Source organism: Saccharopolyspora sp. NPDC047091 (assembly GCF_040643635.1).
In the GTDB taxonomy this organism is placed as follows: Bacteria; Actinomycetota; Actinomycetes; order Mycobacteriales; family Pseudonocardiaceae; genus Saccharopolyspora_C.
The window spans coordinates 1-14,744 of the sequence record NZ_JBEYUS010000038.1; the positions used below are offsets into that span (position 1 = coordinate 1).

The window sequence follows — 14,744 nt, forward strand, 5'->3', positions numbered from 1 at the left end:
CTCGATCCGAACCCACAACTCGTCAGAGACGATCCACGGCGCAGCCATCACCCAAGATCATCTCAGCCCGAGATCACCAACGTGTTAGGGGCTCTTAGGGAAAAAGTTTTCGGGTGGGGTTAGGGGTCCCCGCCCGAAAAGTTTTTCCCTGCGACTTGACGCGCCCCGGTGGAGGGCTACCCTCCGCTGCCTTCCAGCGGGAAAAAGGGGAGCAGACCTAGGTGAGACGGCAACGCAGGCCACCGCCGTCAGGCAGCATCACGGCCCGCGTTCTGCACGCGAAACGCTGCAGCGAAGCGCGCTGTGCCGATTCGAGCGGTATGCGCGGTAGCCTGACCGGGCACTGCGCGCGTGGTCGGTAAACCCCTCCCACGCCCGGTGTCGGGCAGGGTGCGTTTTTGGTCGAGCCGCTTCGGCGGTAAGCCCTTGGGGCTTGCGCACCCTGCCCACCTCGACCACTTCCCGGCGCCGCTCGTCCCACTGCCTCGGCGAGCTCTTCGCGTCGGCGCGCCCGCTCGGACGGAGCGGGGCACCTTGCTCGACACCGTTCTTAGCCTGGCAAGGCCAGTGCTGCCGAACACCGTCGAGAGGGAAGGCCGCGATGACCGAAGACACCCGAGGTACCGGCAGGCGCCGCCGCCGGTCCACCAAGATCAGTGAACGGTTGGAGGCGGCCCGGCGCCGCAATCTCGACCAGCTCGCCGAGCAACGTCGCCGCGAGCAGGAAGTCGAAGGCGCGTTGGCGGAGTTCGTGGAAGCGGGCGAGTCCATCGCCGCCGCGGAGCGGACCGCGGAGGAGAAGATCAACGCGTTGCAGCGCAAGATCGACGGTGTCCGCGCGGACCTTCGGTCGGTCACCGCAGCTTCGCATGATCGACAGGCCCAGGCGGCTCTGCGGATCCACGAGATCGGCGGCCGGACTGTCGAGCAGGTGTCCGACCTGCTGGAGATCGACTCGGTCAAGGAGACCCGACGCGTCCTCGCAGCGGCGCGGGTAGGGCACGCACCCGACGATGAAGCACGGTTCGTGCGGTTCTAGCGGCCCCACCGGTATTGGCGCACGAGCGCGAGTTCGCGCTGGAACCCGCGGAACCACAACCACACCAGGACCGCAGCGCTGAGCAGGACCACGACCACGGCCGGTGGACCTGGCTGCGTGGTCTGGTTGATCCCGCCGAACCCGAGCGGAAGTGCTCCGGCGCCGATGAGCGTGAACAGCAGCCTGCGACGGGCGATGCAGGGACGCAGCCACAGGCAGGTGAGCCTTGCGGTGGCCAGCCCGAAGACTGCACCGAGCAACGCCAGGACCGGTGCACCCAGCAGCCATTCGGGAGTCAGCGAGATCCGCCCCAGCAGGAGCCCGAACAGGCTCGCGATCGCACACCCCAGCAGCACACCGATCCCGGACGCGCCACTGCATCGCAGGAGCACGATGTAGAAGTGGAACCGCATGTCGGGAGGGTAACGCGGCCCTCCGACGCGAGGGCTGACATAGCGCTGCGAGTCGGAACGCGGGAATCGAGCGACCCGCTGTGCGTGGCGGAAGGTGGTCCTGCGCATGGAGCTCCTTGGCGAGGGCTTGCCGGGCCGGGCCCCAGCAGGATTCGGAAACGGGCTTCGGTCCCGGGACGAGCTGACGACGACGCCAGCGACTACGTGAACGACGACTTCGTGCAGAACGCTGCGGCACGCCGAGGTGCTTGGTCGGGGACTTGGCGGACGTTGTGGCTTAGATCGTGGGTGAGGTCGACGCGTCGGCCAGCGCAGGCGCAAGGGGAGGGGAGACGTGAAGGTGCGTTACCGTCGCGACATGCGTCCCGTCCAAAACGTGCAACGGCGTTCCTAAAACCCCAGTTCGCGAAGGGTGCTCTCCACACACGTGGAGGTGGTCCGCGCAACCGCGAGAACCAGACGGTTCCCGGGATGTGCTCTCCACGCACGTGGAGGTGGTCCGCACGGAGATGTGGTACCGCACCGTCGACCGCAGTGCTCTCCACGCACGTGGAGGTGGTCCGGTGGCGGCGGCGACCTGGTCGGACATGCCCATGTGCTCTCCACGCACGTGGAGGTGGTCCGTCGTTCAGTGCGGGGGGGTTCCCCTTGCCCTGGTGCTCTCCACGCACGTGGAGGTGGTCCGTCGAACTCGACGAGCACCTCGCCGCCAGCGTGGTGCTCTCCACGCACGTGGAGGTGGTCCGCGGGTGCTCGCCGCTCGGGCTGAGCGGCGGGTGTGCTCTCCACGCACGTGGAGGTGGTCCGGCGAACTTCCTGGACAGCGCCAGTGCCACGGGGTGCTCTCCACGCACGTGGAGGTGGTCCGCGCTCCCCGGAGGAGGCCCGCGCCGCCCGAGAGTGCTCTCCACGCACGTGGAGGTGGTCCGAGCAGGAACGCGTCGACGCGCTGCGTCCGCAGGTGCTCTCCACGTACGTGGAGGTGGTCCATCCTGTCGCCAGTCGGGCAGTACCAGGGTCAGGTGCTTTCCACCCAGGTGCTGACATCGGGGCTCGGGGATCAGCGGATGTGCTGATCCCCGAGCTGCGGGTTCAGAACGGGGCTTCGTCGTTCTGGCCTTCCGGCGTGGGTGCGCTCCACGGGTCCTGTCCGGCTCCGGTGCCGCCGTTGAAGCCGTTGTTGGTGCGGGCGGCCTTGCTCACCTTGGCGGTGGCGAAGCGGAGGCTCGGTCCGATCTCGTCGACGTCGAGTTCGATGGTGGTGCGCTTCTCGCCTTCCTTGGTCTGGAAGGTGCGCTGCCGCAGGCGGCCCTGCACCAGCACCCGTGCCCCGCGGGTGAGCGTCTCGGAGACGTTCTCGGCGGGCTGGCGCCAGAGGGTGCAGCGCAGGAACAGGGCTTCGCCGTCCTGCCACTGCCCGGATTCGCGGTCGAAGGTCCGCGGGGTGGAGGCGACGGTGAAGTTGGCGACCGGGGTGCCGGACTGGGTGTAGCGCAGTTCGGGATCGGCGGTCAGGTTGCCCACGATGGTAGTCGGGGTCTCGCCGGCCATGATGTCCTCCTAGGTATCGGGAAAAGGGGAGTCGTGCGGGATCCGCTCATTCGCGGATGAGGGGTTGGGCGCCGTGGTCAGGCGCTGTGCGGCAGCAGGGCGCGTGGTCGTTGGACGCCGTAGGCGAGGCCGTCCTCGACGGTGCGGTGCACTTCCTCGGCGGGGAAGTCGGCGCGGTGTCCGGATGCGGCGCTGTGCAAGGCGTTGCGGGCGTCGTCGACGTCGAGGACTCCGGCTCCGGCGAGGGTGCCGAGGGAGATCGCGGCGTGCAGCAGCGTGGTGTGCCGGGTTCCGGGTACGGCGGCCGCGACCGCTTCGCATTCGGCGGTGAGGGCTGCCGCGACGTACCGGCTCATCCGTGCGGGCTCGACCGGTGCTGGTGTGCCGGAGCGAGCAGCAGGCGCGAGCGCGTCGTGTAGCCATCGGGGGAGCGGTGCGATCGGTCCGTCGCGCTGCACCCGGTAGCTGCCGTCGGGCCGGATCGAGCCGGGTGCGACGACGAACCCGCCTTCGCCGCGGGTGTCGATGTGCCAGCCGAGTCGGCCGACCGACGAACGCAGCACCGGGTTCCGGGGAGCTTGGAAGTACAGGTGCTGTCCGTGCGGTGTGGTGACGGTGTAGGTCTCGGCGGGGAACGGTTCACCGGCTTCCCGCGCTAGGCGGGCGAGTACGTCGGTGCCGTCGCGCGTCCCGGCCCAACGGGAGGGCGGACGGTGCCCTTTCGCGTCGTCCAGGTCGATGACGAGCAGTCGGGACGGGCCGCAGGCGATGCCGATGTTGAACGGCGTGGCGGCCCAGATTTCACGGATTCGCAGCGGGTCGGTAGTGGCTGCGTTCTCCCAGTCGGTGACGACCGGGCGTTTCGAGCGGGGCCACAGCGGGAGCACCGCGTGTCCTCGTGCGGCTGCGGTCAAGGCGGCGCGGAGCAACGGCGGGTCGGTGTCGGGCATGTCGTCGAAAGCGCCGGCAGGGACGCTCATGGGCAAGACCTCCCCTGGACAGCAGCCTCGACGTGGACGCGGCGATCACGAGGCCGAAGCAAGTCGTGGCGGTGCAGCACGAGGCCCCTTCCTTCCTCGGTCGGCACCTGGCCGGCCTCCGCAGGGAGCGGGGCCGGCCAGGTGGACGTGGTTCAGGCGGCTTCGCCGAGTTCGGCGGCGTCCCCGATGTCGCCCGTGTTCGACGGGGCCTCGTCGGTGACGAGGGCTTCGACGTCGGCGGGTTCGTAACCCCACTGCTGGATCTGTGCGAAGTACCCGCGCTGGAGTTCGTCGGGCCGTTCCCAGGTGCGGCGCCGGTCGGTGCTCACTTCGATCGCGGCCAGCGCGAGCACCGTCAGGATCACCGTGGCCCGCCCCGGCGTGGCGTTCGCGGCCGCACGCGCGATCTCGGCGGGGCCGCCGGGGAGCCCGAGCAGTTCGCCCGCGAGTTCGTGGCCGCTCTCTAGGGCCTTGCGCAAGCAGTGCGCACCGCTGGCCCAGACCTGCGCGGTCCACACCGGCGCGTCCTTCGGTGCTGTGCGTCGTGCGGCGAACGTGCGCAGCCAGTCCCGGCGCAACGTGGTGGCCGAGTCCCACGATTTGCCGTGGGCGATCACGGTGCGCCGGTAGGCCGTCTTCGCGGCGCGCTCCCGCTCGGTCAGCGCAGCGCCGTTGCTCGGTGCGCTGGTGGCCTGCCCTGCGGGTGCGAAGCGCTCGGCGTGCCCGTGGGCGGGGAAGTCCGAGCAGACTCCGACGTCGTGGACCTGACCGGTGGCTCGGGAGTAGTCCAGGAACACCGCGTGCCCCGGGCAGTGGCGGTGCTGGTCGGGGTCGATTTCGTTGCCGGGTTCGGATTCGGGCGTCGGACGCAGCATGCTGAGCCGGCGGAGTCCGTTGGGGTAGAGGTAGGGCCGCTCGATGACGGTGACGCCCTGCTCGGCGAGTTCGGCGCTGCGTGCGGCCAGGGCGGCGTCCTCGGCGCGCTGGTCCCGCCAGCGCTGAGCGACGTGGTCGAGCTGGTGGGGTTGTTCGGCGGCGGTGGTGCGCAGTTCGGCCATCGCTTCCTCGTCGCCGTCGAACTCGGCGAGGGCGGCGGCCTGGAGGAGGTCCATGCCGGTGTCGAGGACGGCGTGACGGGCGGCGTCGCTGCGCGCGACGACGACCGTTCCTTCGACCCGCTTGCGCGGGATCGAACGCTCACGCGCGATCTGCCGCGCGGTCAGGCCGAGGTCGAGCAGCTCTTGGGTGGCGGCGAGCTCATCGCGGTCGGTGATCTGCTCGCGGTGTTCGTTCTCGCCCAGCTGATCGATGACCCTGGCGATCCGGGACTTCGCGTCGGTGTCCTCGGCTTCGTCGAGCAGCAGCGCGGGGACGGTCGGCTGCTCGGCCTTGATGGCCGCGAGAACTCGCCGCTGCCCCTTGCACACGACGAGTGCACCGTCGCCTCGACGGACGACGGTGACGGGTTCCCGGACTCCGCGTCGCTTGATGTCGGCGACGAACCCCGAGCCCAGCACCGCGTTCGCACGGACGTTGACGCCGATGATCAGCTCGTTCGGATCCACCCGCAGGAGCTGGGCCTCGGACGCCTCGGCGCCGGGGACCTCCTGCGTGTCGGGTTCGGTTGTGGTCACGGTGTTCTCCTTTCAGCGCAACAAAAAAGCACCCCGATCGGGGTGCTTGGGGAGGCGGGATCCCGTCAGTCCAGGCGGAGACTCGGGTCACCGGCGAGGCCATCGAGGATCTCGCGAAGGCGCGCGGGCTCGTGCAAGAGCATCTGGTCGAGCATGCACACGAGGTCGCCGGGTTCCCGGGGAGCAGCGGCCTCACGGGCGCGGTCCAGTGCGATACCGGCCATCGCGCCGTCGCCGTTGAGGTGTGCAGCGGTCGCCAGCAACACCGCGGGTGCCTCGACTTCCGCGTCCGGGGCGTACCGAAGCAGCAGCGTCCAAAGCTGCTCAGCACCCGGCTCCCGACGCGCGAGCATCATGTCCCGCACGAGCGGGTAACCCAGCGCACCGAGCGCTGCCACGGCCTGATCCGTGCTCAACGCTTCGCCGCCGCGGAGCTTCTCCACGGCGGTCAACACCGGAGCAGCGGCGTCACGCAGCGAACCGAACGCGCTCTCGGGAAGCGTGTACCACGCTCGCAGACCGTCGGCGAACTGCTGCCGGTCCTCGTCCGGGACGGGGGCGACCGAGGCCACCATCTCCTCCCGGCTGCCCCAGCGGCGAAACCCTTGGACGGCCGCCATCGCGGCCAGCTGGGACCCGCTGGCGTCGTACACGACCCCCTCGCAACCATCGTGCTGGTAGCAGCACCAGTTCTCCCCGTCGCGCAGGGCTGCGGTCCACAATGCGTGCACGTCCATCTCGTGCGCGTCGAACTCCGAACCGACCGCGGCGATCAGCTCTCGCTGCTCGTCGCGGTCACCGCCGATCACGACCGCGATGACGGCGTCGATCTCCCTGCTCTCGGCGAACTGCCGCAGGTAGCGCGCGGCCGGAGCGCGGTGCTCCGGTGCGGGCAGGTCGATGCGCAAGGTGACTTCCACCTTCGACCTGGTCCCGAGGTCGACCAGCCCGACCAGCACCAGCGAATCGGTGGGGACGAAACCGATGAGGTTCGGGATTTCGCTGACCAGCGGGTCGATTCCGTTGAGCGCCAACTTCGATTCCTCCATGGTGAACGACCTTCCTGTCGTGTGGTGAACGGACGGATGGGGTCAGGCAGAGAGGCGCCGCGGCCCGGCCGCGTACCGGCAGTCCGCGGGCACGCCGTGGTGCCATCCCGTGCAGGTGATCGCGGCGAGCACGCGTTCCGGGCTGCCCGCCTTGCGGCGCGTGATCGTTTCGAGCTCGTCGATCCGCGCACCTTCCAGCGCCTCGTGGGCGTCGTGGCTGTCCCAGAACAGCGGCTGGTCGGGAAACGCGCGCCGCCACATCCGGCAGTACAAGCCGGAAGCGACCGAGGTCAACGGGGTCACCTGGCTGGCTTCGGCGAGCACGCAGCACACCTCGGCCGCGGTCGCCGGTCGCGTGTCGTGTCCGCCCGCGACCCGTTCCAAGATCTCCTTCGCGTGTGAGCGGTACACGAACTCCGTCGACATCAACTCGTGCCGGGGTGGCAGCAGGGCGAACGAATGCCACAGCGTGTCGGCATCTTCGGGGTGCCGGGTGCGCGCGGCGTCGATCTCGTCTTCGGCCCACCCCAACGCCTCGAACGTGCTGGTGATCTCGCGTCCGAGGTTCCCGAGTGCCGCGGAGATCGGGCTGTTCATCGTGATCACGGCCGGATTTGGGGCCATGTGCACCTCCCATGAAAAAGACGCCCGTCCGAAGACGGGCGTCGGTTGAATCGACATGCGGATGGCTCGTTGCTGGTCGAGGAGCCGGTGACGGAGCGGGATGTGCTCGTCAGCCGGCCGCGGGGAATGCGTTCATCCCGTCGACGCGGACATCGATCTGGACCTCGGTCCCGGGTCTTCGGTAGCGCTTGCCTGCCCGTTCACGACTGACGTCGATCAACAGGTGACCGTTATTGCTGATACGTGCAGCGATGTGCACCCCACCGACGGTCATCGTGGGAGCGGATGTCGGCTCGACCAGCCACAGTGGATCGCCGCCTTCCGCGCACAGCTTCGCTCCGAACGCTCCAGGGACGACGGAGGTGGCGGCGGAGATCTCTTCGTCGCCGTGCAGATCGACGTGGAACCGGTCTGACTCGTCCCGTCGCCAGCGGTCCTGCGGCGACCGGACGCCGAGCGCGGACGTCAACGCGTACTCGATCTGCTCGAGCACGTCGGTCCAAGGCGCCGAATCGGGATCTTCGGGGACCGGTGCGTCGTCACCGGAAGACCAGAGCCGGCGTTCGTCCTCGGCCAGGGCGCAGCACACTTCGATGCCCGTGCGGCGAACGGCGACGACCAAGGCGTCGGCTTCCGGAAGCACGCCGCGGACGAGCTGGGACACCTCCAGCATCCGCAGCCGGTAGAGCTGGTCGGCGGCGTGCTCGGCGGTCTCGTTCGCACGAGCGATCCGTTGCGCCAAGTACCGCGAGGGAACAACCGACAACATGACCTCACCTGCCCTTTCGCTCGAAATCGAACCGTCATCGGGACCCGGCGCCGAAGGCGTCACTGCTCGGCTCCGGGAAGATCAGCGATCGTCTGGGGACGCCGCACGACACGATTCGGCACAGGTGGGTCGATGCGGTCATCTCCGAGGATGGCTTCGTCGTTGCCAGCCGTGGTGTTTGCCGCCGGTGATGCGGGTGAGGCGGTCGGCTTCGGCGGGGTGGAGCAGGTGGAGGGCTTCGTTGTTGCTGGCCCATCGGTGTTCGGCGACTTCGGTGGGGTCGGGGTCGGGTGTGATGGTGCCGGTGAGGTGGGCTTCGAAGAGGAAGTGGACCTTGTTCTCGCCGGTTGATGACTCGGCGTGGGAGGTGCCTGCCCACAGCAGTTTCCCGGCGGTGGCGGTGAGGCGGAGTTCTTCGTGGACTTCGCGGACCATCGCCTCGGGCGGTGTTTCGCGTCCGTAGGGGTGGCAGCGGCCGCCGGGGAAGCTGAACCGTGTGTCGTCGGGTCCGCGGACGAGCAGGAGTCGTCCTGCGGCGTCGCGGATCATCGCGGAGGCGCGGACCGGGAGTGTGGGTCGAGGGTGGCTTTGCGGGATCCAGCGGTGGATTTCGGTGACGGCGCGGGAGAGGTCCGCGGCGGTGCGGTAGCGGTCGGTGTCGGCGACGCGGGGGATTCGCCGGTGGTCGGGGTGGATCAGCAGGGCGCGGGCACCTGCGAGGAGTGGTGCGTGGGAGTCCTCTTGTTCGTCTGGTCCGATGTGGACGATGTTGGTGACGTGGATGTCGTGGTGGTGGGCGAGGTTTTCGAATGCTTGCGGCCCGGAGCCGTTGACGTGTCCGGTGTGGTGGGAGAAGTGGGTGGTGTCGAGCAGGGGGCCGAGTTCGGCGCGGATGAGGTCGGCGTGGCCGGTGTCGGCGGCGGCGAGGTTCGTGCTCACGGCGAGCCGGAGTTCCGGGTGGGCGTCGCGCAGTCCGGCGAGCAGTGCTCGCGCGGTCGGTGCGAGCATCAGGGGCCGTGGTGAGTGCAGGAGGCAGCGCACTTTCCGCGCGGGAAGCGCGAGTTCCGCGGCGAGTTGGGCGACCAGTTGTGGTGTGGTGCCGGCCCGGGGGTAGAGCGTGCGGCGCAGGACGTCGGCGACGGTGGCTTCGTCGTGGGGTGATGCCGCTGTCAGGGCGGCGGGGAGCGTCGGACCGCTGGTGGCGGCGAGGGCGCCGATGCTGAAGGAGACCAGCCGGATCCCGTGGTGGCGGGCGGTCATCTCTGCGGCCTCCGGTGTCCGGGGCGGTGGTTCGCGGGTTGTTCCAGGAACCGGGCGAGTGCGGCGAGGTCGTTGCGGGCGGTGATGAGCTTCCTGCGCAGGGCGGGAACGCTCATCGCGGTGGTCTGCTCCGGGTAGAGCACCTTTCCCGCGTCTGGTTGCGGGGACTGGGGAGCGTCCGGGTTGGCGGCGACGCCGGGGATGACGTGCCCTGTTTCGTACATCCAGACCACGAGCTGGGTTCGCGAGCGGGCTCCGGTGCGGCGCAGCAGGGTGCTGGCCTGGGATCGGATTCCGGCGCAGCTGCGTTGCAGGTGGGCGGCGATTTCCGCGTTGGTCCATCCGCGGCTGATCAGTCGGGCGAGAACGAGATCGGTGCGCGAGAGTACGGCGTCGAGGTCGAGCCGTTCGGTGCGATCGGGCGATTCGAGCATGGGCTTCTCCTTCCGGTCGTGGGGTCAGAGCGTGCCGAGGCGGGTGAGTGCGGCATCGACGTCGGTGCGGGCGGCGGTGATCGTGCGGTGCAGGCGGTAGGCGACGCGGTTGCGCTCGGCTGCGGAACCCAGCGGGGGAGGGCTCGCCGGGCGTCGGGCGTGGTCAGGGAAGCCGGGCTGGCCGGGCACGACGTGGCCGCTCTCGTACATCCAGATCACCAGGCCGGACCTGGTTGTGGCGCCGGTTTTGCGCAGCAGGTGCCGGATGTGGCACTTGACGGTGTCCTGGCTGCGGTAGATGCGGGTGGCGATGGCGCTGTTGGTGAGCCCGCACGAGACCAGCCGCGCCACGTCGAGTTCGGCGGGCGTGAGTGCGGCGTGCAGCTTCAACGTGGTGATCCGGTCGGGGTGTGGGTGGGTCATGGTCCTGCTCCGTTCCGCGGGTTGGCGCGTGCCCATGCGCGTGCTTTGACGGCGACGTCGGTGTCGTCCTGCCAGGGTTTGCTGACGCGCACGGTGTCGATCAGGGCGTGGTCGTCGCGCCTGCCGCGTTGATCGCCGTTGTGGACGGTGAAGTGGCCGTCGGGCCGTCCCCAGCGCAGCGTGATCCCGCGGGCGGGTTCGTAGTGCCAGGCGCAGGGGAGTCCGTAGGTGCGAGTGGTCATCGGGCGAAAGTCCTGTTCGGGGACGCGGAGCGCTGCGCGCTGATCCGCTGGGAAGTGCCGCGCGTGGGCAGCCGGGCCCGGCCGCACGACCGGGAAGGGGGTCGTGCGGCCGGGCTGGCCGGTGACGTTCGGGGGAGCGCGTCACGCGGCCGGCTCCCGGCACCTGCCGAGGGGAGGTCAGGTGCCGGTGCACCTCGAACCGGCGGTCGGGGTCCGTCCGGTCCGAGGAGTTCGGGTCAGCGCTGCTGGCCGGGGAACACCCGGGTGCGCGTCGTCGCGCAGCTCGGGGGAGAGGTGGGGCAGAGCCCACCGAAGCGGTCGAGGCGCTTAGCGAAACCGCGCAGCGACGCCGCGAGCCGAGTGCAGTCCTCCGCGGTCACCACGGACGGCTTCTCCATCGCAGCCACGAGTTCGAGGAGCCGGCGCTCAACGGCGTGCGCCTGCTCGACCACCTCACCCGCGTTCGGCGGTGGAGGTGATTCCGAGGGAGTCGGTGGTGAAGGCATGAACAGCTCCGTCTCTTCCGCTGCGGTCGAAGCGTCGGGATCTCCGTGGACGTGACTTGTCGCGACTCCGAAGCGTCCAACTACGACTTCGGACGGTGGTATAGCGTGCACCTAGCGGCGACTGACAACGCGACACTAACGCGAAAGTTTCGAGTAAACGATACCCTGGAAGGGTGAGGTCCGGTTCAAGCCTCGCCATGCTCGGGCAGGAGGAGATGATCGTGTCCACGAAGGACCCGCAGGTCGTGCTGATCCAGCTCGGAATCCTGCTCCGCCGTCTACGAGAGGCGGAGCACCTGACCGCAGCGGCGGCTGCCGAGCACCTGGGTTGCTCCACGGCGAAGATCTCGAAGATGGAGAACGGCAAACAGAGCATCAAGTCCGACGAGGTCGGCAAGCTGCTCGAGCTGTACGGCGCCGACGATTCACAAGCCGCGGAAGCGCTCCGTCTGGCTGCGGTCCCCACGCCGCGCCGTCGCGGTACGTACCGGGACAACGTGCCTGACTGGTTCCGCCGCTTCCTGGTCCTGGAGTCGGAGGCGACCGCGCTCACGATCTACGAGAACGAGGTCATCGCTGGGATTTTGCAGAGCGAGGACTACGCGCGTGCCGTGCTGACCGCTGGTTATCCGTTCGCGTCACGTCAGGAGCTAGACCGGCAGGTTGAAGTCCGGCTTCGAAGGCGTGACGTGCTCATCAAGGAGGACGCTCCGCACGTGGACGCGATCCTGCATGAGGCGACTCTGCATCGAGTTCTCGGTGACGACCAGGTGATGAAGAAGCAGCTGGAGCTCCTCGAGGAGTTGGCCGGACTGCCGAACCTGGATCTTCACATCTTGCCGTTCCGCCCGAAGACGGCGGCTGGGACGGATGGAGCGTTCATCGCGAAGAGCGCCTTCGTGATGCTTCAGCTTGAGTCGACTGGTGCCGTGGTCTACGTCGAAGACGTCGCCGGTGCCAACTACCCCGAGGAAGCTGCCGTCATCGAGGCTCACGCGAACGCCTATCGGCGTCTGCGTAACGCCGCTCTCACGCCGGACGAGTCCTTGGAGTTGATCGGTAAGGTGAAGGCCCAGTACGGATAGGGCGAGAGCATTGTGAGAGGTCGCTGCCATGACCAGCACTGAGCTGCGACAGTTGTCGTGGCGCGTGTCCAGCTACTCCGGCAACACCGGCAACTGCGTCGAGGTCGCAGCCCTGCCGGCCGGAGCACGCGCGGTCCGCGACACCAAAGACCGCGACGGCGGCGTACTCGTCCTGGGCGCCTCCGCATGGACGGCGTTCCTCGCCCGCATCCAACAAGGTACCCTGGCCGAGTAGCGGCCCAGTCGAGTTCGGTCCTGCCCGCTGGGAAGCAGCCGACAGGCAAAGTGATCACGTCGCGCAACTGGGCCGCGAAGCCGGCTCGCGTCGCTCGATGACCTACCCCTGAGCGGCTGTTGGCGACGAAGCCACCGAGGAAGGTTCGACCCGACCCAACATGACTCCCTCCCAAAACGTGCAACGCCCCGCCTAAAACCCCAGCTCGCAAAGGGTGCTCTCCACACGCGTGGAGGTGTTCCGGTGACTGGCGGCCTAGGTGCGGGACAGATGGTGTGCTCTCCACACGCGTGGAGGTGTTCCGTTACTGAGCGCCGGTTCCGGCGGTCGGTGACGGTGCTCTCCACACGCGTGGAGGTGTTCCGCGCTCGACGATCTACATCGGACCCGTGGGAGGGTGCTCTCCACGCGCGTGGAGGTGTTCCGTTCCGCTATCCGGAAGAAACGTGGCGGTGCACGTGCTCTCCACACGCGTGGAGGTGTTCCGGGGTCGAGATGGAGCAGGCGGAAAGCCCGCGCGTGCTCTCCACACGAGTGGAGGTGTTCCGGCCCCGCAGGTCGTACGGTCCGTGCACAAGCTGTGCTCTCCACGAGCGTGGAGGTGGTCCGGGCTGCACCCGCAGCCGCGTGGTCGAACTCAGGGATCGCGCATGGCGAGGTGATCGGCACTGCCTCCGCGTGCCGAAGCGAGGACATTGTGTCCACATGGTCGGCGTCAATGCGCCGATTGCATTGAAATAGAATCTGTGTTGTTCATTCGTCCAGATCAATGGCTTAGGTCAGGTGGGTCGCTTCCGGTCGAACCGGGACACGGAGTCCCATTCGCCGAAACTCGGGATATTTTCCCAGTTCATAGTCACGTCGACATCGGATATGTCGCGAACAGTCTTCTCTTCGGCGACTTTGTCGATCACCTCGTGTTGGATGATCCCATCAGGGTTGTAGCTGACCCGTTCGATCACTGACGCCTGGTTGCGCAACCTGGCATCGTCGGGGTACTTCCAATTCATCACCGTCGTAAGGAAAAGCTTGCTCTCGCGCGCTTGGAAGGAGAAGTGAACGGTTCGGCGAACCTTCTCGTCGAAAAACCACACGCCGAGGTGGTCGTTCTTCCATGCAACGTCGATGACCGCGTCCGGCGAGCCGGGGTCTCCGAGCGTGACTGCGTACGGTTCGCCCGAAGCATGGCGCTCACGCGCTTGTTCTTCGCTGAGCGGCCCCGTGGGCTTACCGGCGAGATCACTGTATCGCTCGCTGTATACCACAGCTGTCATTGATAACGTGGACCTGTCGATTTCGCGACGGATCTGCTGTTGTCGTCGCGGGTTTGAGTCATTCGGGTGCCACTGAAGTCCGGTTGAGGTCAAAAACGTCGATCTGATGGTCGACGAAAATATCTTCCAGTGCTTCTGGCCCATTTGCTTCTGCGTATTGCTTCTCATTCTCGGAAATTGGTACCGCCTGGAGCCAGGCTACCGTCTTGTCGGGGAATCGAAGCGTTTCCAGGTTGTCTTTCCACAGGAATGGGGGGACGAACAAGATGTGGCGCATGGTTGCCTCTGGGTAGTACATGCTGACCACGTTGGGGAATGTCGAACCCGGGGAGCAGAACCATTTGTCATTGATGATGAAAAATGCGATCGTGCTGATGATGTTCGGAAACTTGGAGTTGTCCGTTGCGCCCGCTCCAACAACTTCTGCGCGAACGGAGTACTCGCTGCCGTCGCGCATGAGCGGGTGGTCCGAAAGGCCGAGTGTGCTGCAAGAAGTGACGCCTTCGGTTGGGCTGTCCGCGCACTCCAGGATGTCAACGGAGCCGTGTTCCCGGTCGTCCCAAAATCGAGCCACGGTCGGTTTTGTGCCGAACTCCGTGACCACGGCGCGAGCGATCGCTCGGTTGTCGGCTGTAACGTCGCTCATCAAGTATGTCCGTTAAGCTACTGGAACGCGGTCGAGGTCATAGTAAGGAATCTCGTGCTGCTCGAAAAGTGCTTCGAGCGCAAAGTATCCTTGTTGTTGCAAAAATTTCCGCTCGGATTCGGAGATCAGGATCGCCAGTAGCCAGTGAGCGGTGATCTGTTGGGATGCTTCGACGGACCCAAGGTCCTCCCATGGGAACGGTTCCGCCCACAGGACGTGTTCCAAGGTGTCCGACAGATTGAATTGCTTGACCACTCCGGGAAATACCACTCCCGGTGCGGCCAGCCAGTTTTCCTTGATCAGTTGGAAAGCGGCGGTGGCCAGGAGATTAGGGAACAGTGTCAGGTCCGCGGGAGCTACCCCAGCGAGTTCGACTCGGACATCTGCGTCGTCGATGAAGTTCGGGCTTTCGTGCGCGCCGACGGTGCTGTATGTGCGGAAACCTTCTTGCGGTGTTCCCTCGCACTGAAGAATGCCGATAGAGTGCGATTCGTCCTCGTCGTAGTACCTGTGCACGCTAGCGGCCCCGCCGAGCACTTGAGCCGCCGTCTTGGCGAGGTAGCGGGACTCGCTGCTTACC

18 protein-coding genes and 2 CRISPR repeat arrays are annotated in these 14,744 nt (G+C 67.3%); of the genes, 3 read left to right on the forward strand and 15 right to left on the reverse strand.

The genetic code is table 11. The annotated features are described in order from the left end of the window. Positions 1 to 601 precede the first annotated feature (601 nt). Positions 602 to 1,039: a hypothetical protein gene (locus tag ABZ805_RS17520; protein ID WP_358440967.1), complete on the forward strand. Its 438-nt coding sequence runs from the start codon at positions 602 to 604 to the stop codon at positions 1,037 to 1,039. Here ABZ805_RS17520 and ABZ805_RS17525 read toward each other — a convergent pair. From ABZ805_RS17525 to ABZ805_RS17580, 12 genes are all read right to left on the reverse strand, one after another. Beyond that, positions 1,036 to 1,452, reverse strand: a complete 417-nt coding sequence (locus tag ABZ805_RS17525) for a hypothetical protein (RefSeq protein ID WP_358440970.1) — start codon at positions 1,450 to 1,452, stop codon at positions 1,036 to 1,038. The two genes, ABZ805_RS17520 and ABZ805_RS17525, sit on opposite strands and share 4 nt — an antisense overlap. 412 nt (positions 1,453 to 1,864) lie before the next feature. Continuing rightward, positions 1,865 to 2,442: a CRISPR direct-repeat array (repeat unit 29 nt; unit sequence GTGCTCTCCACGCACGTGGAGGTGGTCCG). Positions 2,443 to 2,544: 102 nt separating this feature from the next. After that, on the reverse strand, positions 2,545 to 3,003 hold the full coding sequence (locus ABZ805_RS17530; protein WP_358440972.1) for a single-stranded DNA-binding protein: 459 nt from the start codon (positions 3,001 to 3,003) through the stop codon (positions 2,545 to 2,547). 77 nt (positions 3,004 to 3,080) lie between these two features. Beyond that, entirely contained in the window at positions 3,081 to 3,983 is a 903-nt protein-coding gene (locus tag ABZ805_RS17535) for a bifunctional DNA primase/polymerase (RefSeq protein ID WP_358440974.1), read from the reverse strand. A gap of 152 nt (positions 3,984 to 4,135) precedes the next feature. After that, a complete protein-coding gene (locus tag ABZ805_RS17540) occupies positions 4,136 to 5,617 on the reverse strand; it encodes a ParB/RepB/Spo0J family partition protein (protein WP_358440977.1) in 1,482 nt (493 codons plus the stop codon). Between the two features lie 65 nt (positions 5,618 to 5,682). Then, positions 5,683 to 6,666, reverse strand: a complete 984-nt coding sequence (locus ABZ805_RS17545; RefSeq protein ID WP_358440980.1) for a DUF4192 domain-containing protein — start codon at positions 6,664 to 6,666, stop codon at positions 5,683 to 5,685. Positions 6,667 to 6,708: 42 nt separating this feature from the next. Then, complete coding sequence (locus tag ABZ805_RS17550; protein ID WP_358440983.1) at positions 6,709 to 7,290, reverse strand: hypothetical protein; 582 nt, start codon at positions 7,288 to 7,290, stop codon at positions 6,709 to 6,711. Positions 7,291 to 7,399: 109 nt separating this feature from the next. Further along, the gene (locus ABZ805_RS17555; RefSeq protein ID WP_358440986.1) at positions 7,400 to 8,032 is read right to left on the reverse strand and encodes a hypothetical protein; all 633 of its coding nucleotides are present in this window, start codon (positions 8,030 to 8,032) and stop codon (positions 7,400 to 7,402) included. A gap of 165 nt (positions 8,033 to 8,197) precedes the next feature. Then, positions 8,198 to 9,319, reverse strand: a complete 1,122-nt coding sequence (locus ABZ805_RS17560) for an NUDIX hydrolase (RefSeq protein WP_358440988.1) — start codon at positions 9,317 to 9,319, stop codon at positions 8,198 to 8,200. Then, positions 9,316 to 9,753, reverse strand: a complete 438-nt coding sequence (locus ABZ805_RS17565; RefSeq protein ID WP_358440991.1) for a LuxR C-terminal-related transcriptional regulator — start codon at positions 9,751 to 9,753, stop codon at positions 9,316 to 9,318. The genes ABZ805_RS17560 and ABZ805_RS17565 overlap by 4 nt, the downstream gene beginning before the upstream one ends. 24 nt (positions 9,754 to 9,777) lie before the next feature. Continuing rightward, positions 9,778 to 10,176 carry a helix-turn-helix transcriptional regulator gene (locus tag ABZ805_RS17570; protein ID WP_358440994.1) on the reverse strand — a complete coding sequence of 133 codons (399 nt, stop codon included), beginning with the start codon at positions 10,174 to 10,176 and terminating at the stop codon, positions 9,778 to 9,780. Then, complete coding sequence (locus ABZ805_RS17575; RefSeq protein ID WP_358440997.1) at positions 10,173 to 10,418, reverse strand: hypothetical protein; 246 nt, start codon at positions 10,416 to 10,418, stop codon at positions 10,173 to 10,175. The genes ABZ805_RS17570 and ABZ805_RS17575 overlap by 4 nt, the downstream gene beginning before the upstream one ends. Before the next feature lie 236 nt (positions 10,419 to 10,654). After that, positions 10,655 to 10,870, reverse strand: a complete 216-nt coding sequence (locus ABZ805_RS17580) for a hypothetical protein (protein WP_358441000.1) — start codon at positions 10,868 to 10,870, stop codon at positions 10,655 to 10,657. A gap of 275 nt (positions 10,871 to 11,145) precedes the next feature. On the opposite strand from ABZ805_RS17580, the gene ABZ805_RS17585 reads away from it, so the two are divergent. Further along, the gene (locus ABZ805_RS17585; protein WP_358441003.1) at positions 11,146 to 12,009 is read left to right on the forward strand and encodes a helix-turn-helix transcriptional regulator; all 864 of its coding nucleotides are present in this window, start codon (positions 11,146 to 11,148) and stop codon (positions 12,007 to 12,009) included. 28 nt (positions 12,010 to 12,037) lie between these two features. Next, positions 12,038 to 12,244: a DUF397 domain-containing protein gene (locus tag ABZ805_RS17590; protein ID WP_358441005.1), complete on the forward strand. Its 207-nt coding sequence runs from the start codon at positions 12,038 to 12,040 to the stop codon at positions 12,242 to 12,244. Between the two features lie 214 nt (positions 12,245 to 12,458). Beyond that, positions 12,459 to 12,853: a CRISPR direct-repeat array (repeat unit 29 nt; unit sequence GTGCTCTCCACACGCGTGGAGGTGTTCCG). A 170-nt stretch (positions 12,854 to 13,023) separates the two neighbouring features. Here ABZ805_RS17590 and ABZ805_RS17595 read toward each other — a convergent pair. From ABZ805_RS17595 to ABZ805_RS17605, 3 genes are all read right to left on the reverse strand, one after another. Next, positions 13,024 to 13,509: a hypothetical protein gene (locus ABZ805_RS17595; RefSeq protein ID WP_358441008.1), complete on the reverse strand. Its 486-nt coding sequence runs from the start codon at positions 13,507 to 13,509 to the stop codon at positions 13,024 to 13,026. A 67-nt stretch (positions 13,510 to 13,576) separates the two neighbouring features. Next, on the reverse strand, positions 13,577 to 14,164 hold the full coding sequence (locus ABZ805_RS17600) for a suppressor of fused domain protein (protein WP_358441011.1): 588 nt from the start codon (positions 14,162 to 14,164) through the stop codon (positions 13,577 to 13,579). Between the two features lie 12 nt (positions 14,165 to 14,176). Continuing rightward, positions 14,177 to 14,680, reverse strand: a complete 504-nt coding sequence (locus ABZ805_RS17605) for a suppressor of fused domain protein (RefSeq protein WP_358441013.1) — start codon at positions 14,678 to 14,680, stop codon at positions 14,177 to 14,179. Positions 14,681 to 14,744: the final 64 nt, after the last annotated feature.

Coding starts and splice junctions, on each gene's coding strand:
- ABZ805_RS17560 (WP_358440988.1), bottom strand. CDS start 9,319: ATGACCGCCCGCCACCACGGGATCCGGCTGGTCTCCTTCAGCATCGGC.
- ABZ805_RS17590 (WP_358441005.1), top strand. CDS start 12,038: ATGACCAGCACTGAGCTGCGACAGTTGTCGTGGCGCGTGTCCAGCTAC.
- ABZ805_RS17525 (WP_358440970.1), bottom strand. CDS start 1,452: ATGCGGTTCCACTTCTACATCGTGCTCCTGCGATGCAGTGGCGCGTCC.
- ABZ805_RS17570 (WP_358440994.1), bottom strand. CDS start 10,176: ATGACCCACCCACACCCCGACCGGATCACCACGTTGAAGCTGCACGCC.
- ABZ805_RS17545 (WP_358440980.1), bottom strand. CDS start 6,666: ATGGAGGAATCGAAGTTGGCGCTCAACGGAATCGACCCGCTGGTCAGC.
- ABZ805_RS17530 (WP_358440972.1), bottom strand. CDS start 3,003: ATGGCCGGCGAGACCCCGACTACCATCGTGGGCAACCTGACCGCCGAT.
- ABZ805_RS17575 (WP_358440997.1), bottom strand. CDS start 10,418: ATGACCACTCGCACCTACGGACTCCCCTGCGCCTGGCACTACGAACCC.
- ABZ805_RS17535 (WP_358440974.1), bottom strand. CDS start 3,983: ATGAGCGTCCCTGCCGGCGCTTTCGACGACATGCCCGACACCGACCCG.
- ABZ805_RS17565 (WP_358440991.1), bottom strand. CDS start 9,753: ATGCTCGAATCGCCCGATCGCACCGAACGGCTCGACCTCGACGCCGTA.
- ABZ805_RS17600 (WP_358441011.1), bottom strand. CDS start 14,164: ATGAGCGACGTTACAGCCGACAACCGAGCGATCGCTCGCGCCGTGGTC.
- ABZ805_RS17550 (WP_358440983.1), bottom strand. CDS start 7,290: ATGGCCCCAAATCCGGCCGTGATCACGATGAACAGCCCGATCTCCGCG.
- ABZ805_RS17520 (WP_358440967.1), top strand. CDS start 602: ATGACCGAAGACACCCGAGGTACCGGCAGGCGCCGCCGCCGGTCCACC.